General features: G+C 34.6%; 12 protein-coding genes. 3 read left to right on the top strand and 9 right to left on the bottom strand.

The annotated features are described in order from the left end of the window. Positions 1-965: 965 nt before the first annotated feature. From aroE to JNL75_11005, 4 genes are all read right to left on the bottom strand, one after another. On the bottom strand, positions 966-1697 hold the full coding sequence (gene aroE / locus JNL75_11020) for a shikimate dehydrogenase (GenBank protein MBL7790349.1): 732 nt from the start codon (positions 1695-1697) through the stop codon (positions 966-968). A gap of 253 nt (positions 1698-1950) precedes the next feature. After that, positions 1951-5097 carry an ATP-dependent helicase gene (locus tag JNL75_11015; protein MBL7790348.1) on the bottom strand — a complete coding sequence of 1049 codons (3147 nt, stop codon included), beginning with the start codon at positions 5095-5097 and terminating at the stop codon, positions 1951-1953. Between the two features lie 81 nt (positions 5098-5178). Beyond that, positions 5179-5661 (bottom strand): 5-(carboxyamino)imidazole ribonucleotide mutase, encoded by a 483-nt coding sequence (purE, locus tag JNL75_11010; protein MBL7790347.1) that lies wholly within the window; start codon positions 5659-5661, stop codon positions 5179-5181. An 18-nt stretch (positions 5662-5679) separates the two neighbouring features. Continuing rightward, positions 5680-6828 (bottom strand): 5-(carboxyamino)imidazole ribonucleotide synthase, encoded by a 1149-nt coding sequence (locus tag JNL75_11005; GenBank protein ID MBL7790346.1) that lies wholly within the window; start codon positions 6826-6828, stop codon positions 5680-5682. Positions 6829-7008: 180 nt separating this feature from the next. On the opposite strand from JNL75_11005, the gene JNL75_11000 reads away from it, so the two are divergent. From JNL75_11000 to JNL75_10990, 3 genes are read left to right on the top strand one after another with little or no spacing between them, the layout of a single operon-like run. Then, positions 7009-8574 (top strand): S41 family peptidase, encoded by a 1566-nt coding sequence (locus JNL75_11000; GenBank protein ID MBL7790345.1) that lies wholly within the window; start codon positions 7009-7011, stop codon positions 8572-8574. Next, positions 8519-9625 carry a 2Fe-2S iron-sulfur cluster binding domain-containing protein gene (locus JNL75_10995; protein MBL7790344.1) on the top strand — a complete coding sequence of 369 codons (1107 nt, stop codon included), beginning with the start codon at positions 8519-8521 and terminating at the stop codon, positions 9623-9625. The genes JNL75_11000 and JNL75_10995 overlap by 56 nt, the downstream gene beginning before the upstream one ends. A 33-nt stretch (positions 9626-9658) precedes the next feature. After that, positions 9659-10171, top strand: a complete 513-nt coding sequence (locus JNL75_10990; GenBank protein MBL7790343.1) for an acyl-CoA thioesterase — start codon at positions 9659-9661, stop codon at positions 10169-10171. 13 nt (positions 10172-10184) lie between these two features. On the opposite strand, the gene JNL75_10985 is transcribed toward JNL75_10990, so the two are convergent. From JNL75_10985 to JNL75_10965, 5 genes are all read right to left on the bottom strand, one after another. Continuing rightward, positions 10185-10865 carry a superoxide dismutase gene (locus tag JNL75_10985; GenBank protein ID MBL7790342.1) on the bottom strand — a complete coding sequence of 227 codons (681 nt, stop codon included), beginning with the start codon at positions 10863-10865 and terminating at the stop codon, positions 10185-10187. A gap of 56 nt (positions 10866-10921) precedes the next feature. Beyond that, positions 10922-11779 carry a lysophospholipid acyltransferase family protein gene (locus JNL75_10980; protein ID MBL7790341.1) on the bottom strand — a complete coding sequence of 286 codons (858 nt, stop codon included), beginning with the start codon at positions 11777-11779 and terminating at the stop codon, positions 10922-10924. A 12-nt stretch (positions 11780-11791) separates the two neighbouring features. Beyond that, positions 11792-12082, bottom strand: a complete 291-nt coding sequence (locus JNL75_10975; protein MBL7790340.1) for a hypothetical protein — start codon at positions 12080-12082, stop codon at positions 11792-11794. A 4-nt stretch (positions 12083-12086) separates the two neighbouring features. Beyond that, complete coding sequence (locus JNL75_10970) at positions 12087-13283, bottom strand: aminopeptidase (protein ID MBL7790339.1); 1197 nt, start codon at positions 13281-13283, stop codon at positions 12087-12089. Between the two features lie 86 nt (positions 13284-13369). Beyond that, positions 13370-13915: a 5-formyltetrahydrofolate cyclo-ligase gene (locus JNL75_10965; GenBank protein ID MBL7790338.1), complete on the bottom strand. Its 546-nt coding sequence runs from the start codon at positions 13913-13915 to the stop codon at positions 13370-13372. Positions 13916-13940: the final 25 nt, after the last annotated feature.

The raw sequence follows: 13940 nt of genomic DNA, 5'->3' as shown, positions 1-13940 counted from the left end.
TCGTCAGCATTCGCGAATTAATTTGGAATCTAACCGCAGAGTCGCGGAGAACATCAGGTGGCAACACCTGACGGGGCGAGAGAACTAGTGATTATTTTGCAAATCTAAAGGCGAAGTCTCTCGTCTTCGTCGCCGTATATCGTAATTTCTGATCTCAACTCCTATATTCATTTATCACAAATATAGCTTTTATTTTATCATTTTCAAATTGGTTAATTTTCAAATTATCATATTGTCAAATCGTCTCATCATCACATCAAATTATTCCATATCTCCCCGCTCGGCGTAGTCTCAGACTACGTCGCGGTGTACTGAAATCTCTGATTTCATGCTTTTTATTCATTGCAACACAAATATAGCTTTTTTATTTTGTCAATTACAAATTTACTAACACTTCGACGAAGTCACAGACATTCGCCGAACGCTGCACGAATTCGACTATAGACTACGGCGAACAGAGGCAAAGGCGCAGAGGGCGCAAAGTAAAGTTCATTTATATTCTTAGCTTAGTCTCTCGCAGAGAACCCCGCTCGGCGTAGTCTCAGACTACGTCGCGGTGTACTGAAATCTCTGATTTCATGCTTTTTATTCATTGCAACACAAATATTGCTTTTTTATTTTGTAAATTACAAATTTACTAACACTTCGACGAAGTCACAGACATTCGCCGAACGCTGCACGAATTCGACTATAGACTACGGCGAACAGAGTAACTTTCATATGATTCATTTTAACCCACGTTAGTCGCAGTCTCTTGACTGCGCCGCTGTGTATGGAAATCTCTTAACTTATGTTCATTTATCACAAATATAGCTTTTATTTTGCCATTTTCAAATTTTCACATTATCAAATCATCTCATCATCACATTTCATCTCCTATATACATTTATCAAAAAATAGTCTTTATTTTGCCATTTTCAAATTGATAAATTTTCAAATTATCACATTATCATATCGTCTCATCATCACATCAAATTATTCCATAGCTCCCAAGACAAATCTGCCTGCTTGTGCAGCATAGGCAATCCATTCAGTATCATACAACCCTGCTCGTCTGCTTTTTCTAGAAATTTTGTAATCATAGGATTGTAAATCAAATCAACAAACAAGCTATCATCAAAGGCAGTAGAATAATTTAATGCTGGATAATCAGCCACGTCTGGATACATACCTATCGGTGTGGTATTGACTACGAGGGAATAGGCACTCAAATCTAAATCTTCTATGTTTGTCCAAGGAAGATCCGTATTGTCTCGAGAAATTATATTTACAGGCATTTTCAAGAGTTGTTGGATCGCATAAACTACTGCCAAACTCGCACCACCATTTCCTAAAATCAAGGCGTTTCTATTTCTCGAAAATCCTTTTTTATGCACCGCATGATAAAATCCTTGAAAATCGGTATTGTATCCGTAAGCCTTACCATTTCTCATAGCTATACAGTTGATAGCGCTTATATTTTTAGCATGAATGTCTAACTCATCCATGATATTCAAAAGAGTTTTTTTGTATGGAATAGTGATATTAAAGCCATCGAATTGATTTTTTAAATCATTCCAAGAATTAATTAAAGCTTGTTCTGATTCAAATTCTAAATTTTCATAGCTATGCGATAAACTTTCTCGTTGAAATTTTGATTGGAAATATCCCTGTGAGAAAGAGTGTGAGAGGCTTTTACCTATAAGTGCAAATTTCATACTATACTTTTCAAAAGATACCCAAATGTATAAAAATTAAACCACATAGAGACATAGATTTTTATAAGTATTATGACAAATATTTTTAGAATAATATAAATGAACATAGGGTGCTAAAGCACACTCACAATAGCATTAACTCTATGTTAAAGCGGTTTATCGCCTATGTCTAACTTACACTTCTATGTGCCTATGTGGTTTTAAATTTGATTTAGCTATTAGGTGAAAGTTAAAGAATAGATTATTTTGTTAACTAATTATTCAAACTCTGGCGGTGTGCCACGAGGCTACACCATGGACAATGAACTTTCTGGCAGCAATTAAATTCTTTATTTTGTATCTTTCCATAACTTGACAATATGAGATTTTGCATATATTTCTCATCTTCAAGACTAGGTGTAAATGTAAAAGAATTTATCTTGTTATCTTCTGGTATGATAAATACATATTGAACATCACCGATAGCTATATTGGGATAATTAGCCTTGACTAACATGGTATAAATAACGGCCTGCCGCCAATAATTGCCGCCGTATAGCTCATCGGTAGTTGCATCTTCGTCCAAAATAATTTCCTCATTAAACGGTAATAGCTTTTTGTTTTTTTTCGCATTGGATATTTTTCCAGTTTTATAATCTATAATGCGAATACTATTATCTTGAAATACCAACTTGTCTATTTTTCCAGTAAATACAGAATCTCCGACTTTCATATTCAAGTCTTTTTCTAATTCATACTGTGCATATTTATTTTCCTTTAAATATTCTTCGTATAAAATAGGAAGATTTGTTTTCAGCGCTTGTTGAACATTCTTAAATTCGATCTCTGTCATATCGTTTTTGTACCTATAAAGCTCTGTATTACCTATTTCATTAAGTTGTTCTAAACTATGCTGCTCCGAATTTTCCAAACAGTGATTATCGAAAATCTCTAGTAAGCTATGATAGAAGCTACCCATGCTCATTTGAAAACTAGTTTCGGCAGGTACACTGATCATTTTCTCCATATAAAATTTTCGTGGACACTCCAGATAGGTGTTGAGCGTAGAATGACTCAACTGGAAGTCATTCAATCGCTGCTGGACAAAATCATTTTCAAATAAAGACTCCTCTTGCAGAGCCAATCGTGTGATATTAAGACATTCAAACCGAGTATAATCCTGCTCGGTCAAGCGATATTGACTCGAAATAACTGGCGCTGCAATGTCTGGCGTTGCTTTACGAATCGCCTCTGATATTGGATTTAATTCTCCTTTAAATTTATTTTTCGTTTTACCAGTTTCGTCGGTTATAGTATCGGTTAGAAAGAGCTTCTTTTTGGCGCGTGTCATAGCCACATAGAGCAGACGACGCTTTTCTTCTTCATTTCGTTTTTTATCCTCATCATCAGTCATAGATTTTGATAACAAATCTTCGGGAACATAAAGTGCTTCATTATTACGGTCTGCATGGCGTCCTGCTTTATATACAAATACATAGTCAAATTCAAGCCCCTTGCTCTTATGGTATGTCATGAGTTGAATACAATTTTCACTCTGAAATCGTTTGACATAAGGAATAGCTATTGCCTCTCGCTGATAGGCTTCTAGCCTTATTATAACATCTTGTATTTTTGGATATTCGATAGTGGCTGCATAATCTCTGATAAACTGGTCTAAGACCTCTATTTTTTGAAGAATATCCATACGAGCATCTTGTCTTAGAGCCCATTCTTTGATATGAAAACTATCTAAAACATAGTGGAAAAATCTGCTAGGAGTCTGTAAATTCAATTTCTTGACACAGTCTATATATGTGACTATGGTTTCTTTTATTTTATCCTCTCGGTCATAGTTTTCTAGAAATTGCAGAAAATCGAGAGGTGCTTTGATGCGAAGTTCTTTTATGTCAGTCCAAAATTTACTAATATCATATAGAGAAATATTCAACCATGGGTGCAATAGTAATTCACCAAAAGCCTCTGGGGATAAGACTTTTCTATTGGCAAAGTCTTGAATGAACTGCATGATTTGTATATAGGAGAGTACCAGACGGTCTTCTAATATATTGTCATCCTTGCTCAGTTCAAATGGATAGTTCATTTCCAATAAGTACTTTGAAAATTCAATCATCTGTGAATTTGTAGGAAACAATGCAGCTATACTATCGTAAGAATTCCCCGCAAGAATGAGTTTTTCGATCTCAAGAGCGATTGGTAAATATTCATCTTTTTTATCACTTACCTCTATAATTTCGACAGATTCAATTGACTTTTTATATTGCGGATGTTCTGCTTTCAGAATTTTATGTATCGTTTTTCCTTCTACGAGGTGGGTTATTCGTTCCGTGTTATTCTCAATCAAAACGCGCGAGGCCTCGAGTATGATAGGTGTCGAACGATAATTTTTTTCCAATACCACAATACGCTCTAGCTGCTCCTCTGTGCTTCTTGCAGCGAGATATCGCTTATGAAAATCAAAAATATTGTGCAAATTAGCCCCTTGAAATCGGTATATGGACTGGTCTTCGTCACCTACTACCATGATATTGGGTTCGTCATTGTCTCTGCACAACTGATGTATCAATTCTAACTGCGCACCGCTCGTATCCTGAAATTCATCGACCATAATGACCTGATACTGCTCTTGCAGATCCATTCTAAGGTTTTCTTCATGTTCCATGAAATGCAAGGCATTTAGCAACATATCATCATAATCCATGAGTTTTTTGGTTTTTACTATTTCAGTGTATTTTTTATACAATTCAATAGACTGAATACTCTTGGTTATCTTATGTTCATATTTATCCCATTTTGACTGGTAGAAATCCCCTTTATTGAAGTCTCCAGATTTCTTCTTATAAATAAATTCATCAGAATCTCTCTTGAATTTCATTTCATCGTTTAGTCCACGTATGAGTTCATCAGGATTATACTTCTCCTTTTTTATTTGAGAAATTGCGCCTAAAACGAAGCTAATACTGCTATCTACGCTCGAAACACCTTTTTTCAGTGGGGTATTAAATTCCACATCTTCCAAAAGTTCTCTGACTAATATCTTTTTGTCAATATCATCAATAAATTGAAAATTTTCCACTTCGTGATATCGGCTATATCGCTGCAGTATCTTCTCCGCAAAGCTATGAAAAGTATAGACTTCTACATCATTTCCAGCGGCACCTATGAGCTCCACCAACCGTTGCTTCATAGCAGCCACACCGCTGGTAGTATAAGTGAGACATAAAATGTTAAAAGGTCGAAAATCAGTTTGGCTCAGGATATGCCCTACCCGTGTGGAAAGCAATTGAGTCTTGCCCGTTCCTGGACCCGCTATGACCATAAGAGGTCCATAAATGGTATCTACAGCCTGCTTTTGTTTCTCATTGAGTCCTAGATAGGCTTTGGTGTATTTTTCAGGGTTCATGTGGGTTGTTTTGGGGCAATAGTATGAAAAAGAAAAGACAATAAATGTCGTTTAGCAAATTAAATTACTAATTTACATTGGCTAATCCAATTTCTTCCTCTTCTCCACCACTTCGTCATTCAACTTTTGCTTATAGTCCATTAACTTTTTAGATACACTTTCTTCCGAAGTTCCTAAAATCTGTGCAGCGAGTATGCCGGCATTTTTAGCGGCATTGAGTGCTACGGTGGCTACTGGCACGCCATTCGGCATTTGAAGAATAGACAGAACACTATCCCATCCATCGATTGAATTGGAAGACTTTACTGGCACACCTATCACTGGAAGATGAGTTAAAGAAGCTACCATACCTGGCAAATGTGCTGCACCGCCAGCTCCTGCTATAATAACTGCTATTCCATTTTTAGATGAATTTTTGGCAAAATCAAACATATATTCGGGTGTGCGATGCGCGGAAACAATATCTACTATGTTAGGAATTCCAAACTGATTGAGCATATCGACTGCATCTTGCATCACTTTCATATCACTATCACTTCCCATTATGACGGCTACTTTCTTCATCCAAATTTTCGTTTTAGTTTAAGACTTTATCTTTATATTTTCTTTAATCCATTGTAGTTGAGCTATCAACTTGCTTTTATTCGTATTTAGTACTGTAATATGTCCCATTTTTCTCCCTGGTTTAGTTTCTTTTTTTCCATATAAATGCAAATGCGCATCACCATGCTCATGCAATAGCTGTAAATTTTCGACATAAGGTGTACCAACGTATTGTTCCTCACCTATGAGATTAACCATACCAGCATAGCCTTTCATGGTAATTTCTGGTATAGGTAAGCCTAATAGAATTCGCAACTGGGCTTGATATTGAGAAATATTGCAACCTTCAATGGTATAATGAGCACTATTATGAGCTCTAGGTGCAATTTCATTGACGAGAACCTCTCCCCTTTTAGTAAGAAAAAACTCTACAGAAAAAAGTCCAGGACTATTTAAAGCCTTGGCAAGCTTCATAGCTATGGTATTTACTTTTTTGATTGTTTTTTCATCTATATTTGCTGGTGCAATGAGATAATCAACCAAATTCAACTTAGGGTCAAAGACCATTTCACATATAGGAAATAAATGAGCTTTGCCATTCTGTTCTATTGCAATAGTAATAGCAAGTTCCTTTTCGATATCGACCAATTTTTCCATAAGTGAAGGAACCATAAGTTGACCGCTAAGTTTCGATTCATTATGAATAACCATAACGCCCTTACCATCATAACCATCAACCTGAGACTTTTGAACAAAAGGGTACCATTCCTTAGCAAGTTCCTGAGATATTGATTTAGATTCAACTACCACAAATTCAGAAGTAGGGATATCATTCTCTTTCAAAAAGCTTTTTTGAAAAGCCTTATTTTGAATCATTTTTATGACATCAACACTTGGAATCACTATTTTGTCATACTTGGATAACTGCTCCAAGGCATCGGTATTGATATGTTCAATTTCTATAGTTAAGACATCCTTATCCTTTCCAAATTGAATAACAGCATTGGCATCTTTATAACTTCCATGAGTGAAATTTCCTTTAAATATACTGCATGGCGCTTTGATATCATTATCTAGAAAACAAAGATCAACTCCAAAAGGCAAAGATGCTTCTTGCAGCATTCTTCCAAGTTGCCCCCCGCCGAGCACTCCAATTTTTCTCCCTAAATCAATTTTCTTTTTTACCATATTCTTAAGCAAAAATATTAAATTAAAACTGAAGGTCTAAAGGATTCCTAAAAATGTGGAAAACATTTATACTGCTTGATAAATTTAGCTAAATATAACAATAATATTGATTTGCAATTAGCTAGTTTTGCAGATATTTAAGCTTTGGCATCAAATAATAATTACATAATATACAATACATTGGAAGCTAATCAGTTTCTAAAAAATATACTTTTGATTGCTATCGGTATACTTTTAGGTTTTTTATTTATTCGTACCACCTTACCTAACACAAAATCCCAAAATAAGTTTGATGAGTTGCTAGAAATTATCAATAAAAACTACGTAGATTCTATAGATTATAATGCGATTGAAAGTAAAGCTGTCAATCATTTATTAAATAGTCTAGACCCTCATTCTGTTTATATTTCCAGAGAGGATATACAAGCAGCGAATGAACCTTTAGTCGGATCATTTTCAGGAATTGGAGTTGAGTTTTACATAGTACAGGATACCATTATTGTTGTATCACCTATTTCAGGAGGTCCATCTGAAATGGCGGGCATTAAATCTGGAGATAAGATAGTTAAAATTAATGACACCAATGTAGCCGGTGTAAAAATTACTAATTTAGATGTTTTCAAAAAACTTCGCGGAGTGAAAGGAAGCTCGGTAAAACTTACTATCCAAAGAAATAATAGTTTACTGCCAGCCATAGTTCTAAAAAGAGATGATATAAAGGTAAATAGTGTAGAACAAGGAATATTGATTGATTCTTTGACTGGTTTTATAAAGATTAATTCATTTGGTGAGAACACTTATGATGAATTCTACACCCAGCTAGATGAGCTCAATAAGAAAAAAATTCAAAACTTGGTGATCGATCTTAGGCAAAATACAGGAGGCTTCTTAGAAATTGCTGTGCGCATTCTAGACGAATTGATTCCGAATAAAGAACTTCTTGTTTACACAAATGGATTAAAATATAAAAGGGAAGATTTTTATAGTGGTAAGCCTGGAATATTTGAAAAAGGTAAAGTCGCGGTGCTTATAGATGAGGGTTCAGCTAGTGCCTCCGAAATCTTAGCTGGTGCTATACAAGATTTAGATCGAGGAATTGTAATTGGAAGAAGAAGTTTTGGTAAAGGGCTGGTTCAAAATCAAATAGAACTTAGTGATGGCAGTGCTGTAAGGCTTACGGTCGCTAAATATTTTACCCCATCAGGTCGCAACATTCAAAAGCCATATAAACAAATAGAAAACTATGAAGAGGAAGTTTATGAACGCTATAAAAATGGAGAGTTTTTTCATGAAAAGAATCAGATAACAACGGATACAATTACTTATCTTACAAAAAAAGGTAGAAAGATGAAAGGTGGAGGTGGCATTAGCCCTGATATTTTTGTTCCTTTAGACACTAATTATGATTTTAATAGCCTAGCTGCTCTCAGGAGCTATGTTCCAGATTTTGTATATTCAAACTATGAGAGACTTAGTAGAGAATTTCAGGGCTATAAAACTATTCTAGATTTCCAAAAAAACTACCAACTAAGCACCTCCGTTCTGTCTGAATTTTATATTTATGCTAAGAAAAATGGTGCTAAGTGGAATGAAACTACAAAATTAAGTTATGAAGCTAAATTGAAAAACCAACTGAAAGCATTTATAGCCAAACAATATTTCAAAAATGAGGGCTACCAAAACATAATAAATGAATCTGACCCTATCATCCTTCGCACAAGACAATATTTCAACACATCAAAATAATCATATGCAGTTTCATAAACTCAAAGTAGCAAATACTCAGCAGTTAACTCCTTTATCCAAAAAAATTACCTTCGATCTACCAAACGATTTGAAAACATCCTATTCCTTCAAATCAGGACAATATGTCAGTATAGAATTAAATATTGATGGTAATGTATTGAGGCGCTCCTATTCTATATGTTCACCTAGCTCGGTGAAAGATTCATTCTCTATAGGCGTTAAAGAAATAATAGATGGTTATGGTAGTAAATTCTTAAATCAGTCTATCAAAGCTGGAGATATTTTAGAAGTTTCCTTACCTGAAGGAGGCTTTCTTTTAAATGAAATTTCCAAGGATTATCAATATGTTTTTGTGGCTGGGGGTAGCGGCATTACACCTGTATTATCTATGCTTCACGAATTGTTGAGTCACACAACAAGTGCTGTATTTCTAAAGTATAGTACCTTATCAAAGGAAGAAACCATGTTTTATGATGAACTTAAAGAACTTGAAGCAAAAAATCCAAATCTAAAGATTGATTTCTTATTTACAAATGGAGAAAACATATTAAACGAGCAAAATCTTGCTCAATGGATTAAGTCGCTTCCAGTTACGAACTATAATGTTTGGGTTTGCGGTCCTGCTGGAATTATTTCTGCTACAGAAAAAGCTTGTCAAATTATTGGGCTGAGTCCAGAGAAATTCCATAGAGAGTATTTTACTGCCAAAAGTGCAGAAGATATGCAATCTGCCAGTGTAGGTAGTTCGAATGATGCACCACTCTCTCCCGGAGAGGCTGCTGAGGTTGAAATTAAATATGAAGGCAAAAAATTAAAGTTTACTTGTCAGTATAATGAGACCATATTAGATGCAGCATTAAATGCGGGAGGTGACCCACCTTATTCATGCTTAGTAGCTGCTTGCAGTACCTGCAGAGCCATGATTAAAACCGGCAATATAGAAATGAAAGACCGTGATGCACTATCAGATAAGGATATTGCAAAAGGTTTTGTATTAACTTGTCAATCTATGCCAAGAAGTAAAAAAGTAATTTTGGATTACGATGAGTAAAAGCTAGTTTGGAATAAAATATAAAATGTAAAAATGTTAGCAGGAAAAAAAGCACAAGAGTCCTATTCTCAAATGATGGAAATCGTTCTACCGAATGATACCAATACCATACACAATCTTAGAGGTGGTAAAATTTTACATTGGATGGATATCTGCAGTGCGGTAAGTGCTGGTAGACACGCAGAGGCCGTTGTTGTGACGGTGACAGTAGATCAGGTAAGCTTTGAAAACCCTATTAAAATGGGAGATGTGGTCACCATAATGAGCAAAGTTACGCGTGCATTTTCTACATCTATGGAGGTGAAAATTGAGGTATGGGCAGAAAATCTACCAACTAAAAACAAATATAAATGTAATTCAGCTTATTACTCTTTTGTAGCTTTAGATAGTAACGGCAAACCTAAGAAAGTAGCACCACTGATTCCTGAAACTGAGGAAGAAAAGGCTGATTATGACTCTGCACAGCAGCGGCGTGAAATTCGTTTATTTATGGCAGGGAAACTTAAAATAGCAGACGCCCCCGCATTAAAAGAGTTGTTTAAATAAAAGCTATTTGTTATTATTCGATAGTCTTTACAGCAGAATATCTTCTACTGACCTCTTGCCAATTTATTACATTCCAAATTGATGATAAATAATCTCCGCGTTTGTTTTGATATTTGAGATAATAAGCATGTTCCCACACATCTATCCCTAATATGGGTGTACCTTTTTTGTCAGCAATATCCATCAAAGGATTGTCTTGATTAGGTGTAGATGAAATAAAAAGTTCATTTTCTTTACTAACAGATAACCAAGCCCAACCAGAGCCAAACTGCTTGCTCGCTGCTTGATTCATTAGTATTTTTAAACTATCTAAACTCCCAAATTGTTTAACTATCGCATCAAGAAGCGCTTTGCTAGGTTTCGTGTCATTATCAGGTGTCAAAATAGACCAAAATAAGCTATGGTTATAATGGCCACCTGCATTGTTTCTGACCACCATAGGATAATTCGAAATAGTTTTCAGCATATCTTCCAATCCTTTTTTAACGGAATCTTTTTCTATGGCCTTATTTAAATTAGAAATGTAGGCTTGATGATGTTTTGTATGGTGAATAAACATCGTTTGAGAATCTAAATATGGCTCTAATGCTGAATAGGCATAGGGTAGGTTAGGCAAGGAAAATTGACCATATAGTGGATTATAAAAGAATGATAGTATACATATGGCAAGAAGTAAATTGAATCTATTTATCATTGGTTAAGTTAATTTTTAGGCAAATTTAGCGTAATAATTTTCAAAGTAATTTTCATTTACACATGCTTGCTATACTTAAACCTATTATGAGAAAGCAGCCATATGCTAGGGTTTTCTAAAATATTCGCCTCTAGCATTTTAAACTGCTTTTCCGTGAGGTCAAAAGGTATTTCTTTATCGTAAGATAATTCAATTAACTCTATTTCATAGTTTTCTTTCTTGGTTACATAAAGAAAATAAGCTTTTTGGGATTGAGATTTTACAAATTTTTCTGCCCCAGAAATTACAGGAACCTTCTGTCCGAAAAAACTAAGCCAAAGCTGATGGTCAGGATCACCAGGGTTTTGATCTATAGCAAATAAATTGATGGCTGCGGGTTTAACTCTTTGAAGACGATATAGGTCCAATGTAGATTTAGTAGATACTAGTGTATTGCCGGTTCTTTCACGAAGATATGATAGCGAAGCATTCAGCATTTTATTTTTTATAGGAGTATATAAGATAGGGACTCTGAATTGAGGCGTAAATTTTCCTGCCCATTGACAGAATAACTCCCAATTGCCTATATGAGATAATAATATAGAAATATTGTCTCCGGATTTAAAAATTTGATCAATTAAATCAGGATTCTTAAAACTAACTTTATGATCGAGCTCCTCTCTTGTTGCTTTATAACACCAAAGTGTTTCTACGATTAAATCGGCGAGATGATTATAATAAGATTTTTTATACTTTTCAATCTCTTCTATTTTGATATGGGGTAATATTATCTTTAAATTTTTAATCACAATTTGAGTTCTATATCCTATTATGTAAAATAAGATGAGATATATCGAACGTCTTAAAACACCTCCAAAGCCTAATCTTTCAAGATAGTAAACGATAAAAATTATTGAAGATAAAAGATAGCTCATAATTACTATCAATTAGCTATGTAATATGCTGCGACTAATATTTTCTAATTCCTTTTTAGCAATAGTTCCTACGCATTGACCCTTAAAAAAAACTATGATATGATTTTCGACAGAATTTAATTTAATTCTACCTTGAAAAATACCCTGATTTGTTGATTGAAAAAATGAAGTCAAAACTTTAGCTTCTTCTTTTCTACAGGCTAATTCCTCTTTATTCAAATAGATAATGAACCTTAATCTTTTATTATATAATTCTAATCCAAAACTATATCCATCCGAGCAAGAAATACTGCTAAGTAACATGATTTTATTTCTTAACCAATTTAGATTTTAAAGTTGATGGTAATCCGTTCTTATTTAATAATATAGCCGTCGTCTTATACAACAAATAGGCCTTAGTTACATAAATATAGCCTTTATGGTCATTTTTATCACCCCAAGAGTTTTTTACGATATAATATTCTCTTCCTGTCTGATCCTTTGCTAATCCAGTAATATGCATACCGTGGTCATCGGTTGTTTCGTAATTATCATAAGCTTTTTGACGCATTTCAGCCGTAATAGCCAGCTCTGGCTTGGGTCCATCAAATACTTTTTTCATTTTGTTTTGATAATCATCGTCCCTATAATCCTCAGGAAGGCTATCTGGCACTATCGCTACCCCATTTTTCCAACTAAATCCTTTTTCACTCACATCAGATGCCCATGCTACTGAATAGCCATTTTTCAAAGCGTTATCAATAATTTCAGTGAGTTCATTCATTTTGACATTCCACACTTTATCGAAACTCCAATTGTCAGGTACTAATAAAATGGATTCTTCATAGTATGGAACATGAGTAAAGCTAGAAATCTCAATATAATCGTCTGCCTTAATACCTAAATAGTTATCTGCAAAAGATTTTGGAGTATATTTTTTACCTTCATATTCAAATTCTGAAGGAGGAGTACCCAAATAGGAGTCTACAAGATTGATGAAATTTTTCTTCCATAAAGGTGAAATTTTACCACTTTTATTACTAATAATACCTTTTAAATAGCCTTCTAAAACGGCCATCATCTCACCGAAGTTATTTATTTTACTATCATATTGAATACCTGAATAGACAGACTGAGGTAAAGCTCCATATTTTCTATACATATTCATAACATCATGAAAAGCGCCACCTTCGCCCCATCCAAGATGACCATGCAGTCGCACATAAGTCTCAGCTTTATCTATTAAGGCACAACGTACTGCAAAAATATCAGCAAGGTCAATAGGTTGTCCCTTCATCTTTATATATTCACTCTCCAAAAATGAGTTAGCACTATAGCTCCAGCAGGTTCCGGATTTACCCTGTGCCTTTACCGAAGTTTTTTCGATATCATATATAGTAGTAAACTGGAATTTTTTCTTAGCACTATCTGATTTATTCTTCTCGAGTGCATTGATAAGGTTATCCTGTGCCATTGCAGAGAAAAAGGTCACAAGTACAAGTAATGATAAAGCTAATTTCTTCATTAATAAAATTTAAAAGGACAAATTTATATAAATCAAAAATTTAGAACCAATAAATTGAGTTAATAGCAGGAAAAGCTATCATAGGGCTAATCTGTAAGTATTAAATCCAAAGGGATATCATGCTGTTCTTGAGACAATTCATCACATTTTTGAAAGGAATAAAACAAACCGAGTTTATGGACTTTCGGGTGTAGTTTTAGAAAATGATCATAGTATCCTCCTCCATAGCCTAGTCTATAATTTTGAGAATTATATGCTAGCCCGGGCACGATAATAAGATCGTATGACCCATGAAATTCCTCTCCACTGGCAGGAAATTGAGTATTAAAGAACCCATTCTTAAGTTCAGTTAAAGAGTTTAAAATCCAATTTTTTAGCATGGGTTTCTTGAGAGTCTCAGGGCAAACAACGGTGATATCATTATCCAGCAGAAATTGTATAGTAGGACACAGGTTGATCTCAGAACCTATAGGCAAATAGCAATGCACTACTTTTGGCTTGAATTTAAAAATAAAGCTTTGGAGTTTATGATTCAATTCATGGTCTAGAGCCTGTTTATGAGACGGCTCTAGTCCATTCCTGAGATTCTGGAACCTTCTGCGCAACTCATTTTTATTACTTTGTATATCCACAAATAAACATATCTTGTGTCGTATC

This window comes from Chitinophagales bacterium (genome assembly GCA_016787225.1).
Taxonomy (GTDB): Bacteria; Bacteroidota; Bacteroidia; order Chitinophagales; family JADJOU01; genus CHPMRC01.
The sequence above is the reverse complement of the archived record's forward strand: the minus strand, read 5'-3'. Positions and strand labels throughout refer to the sequence as shown.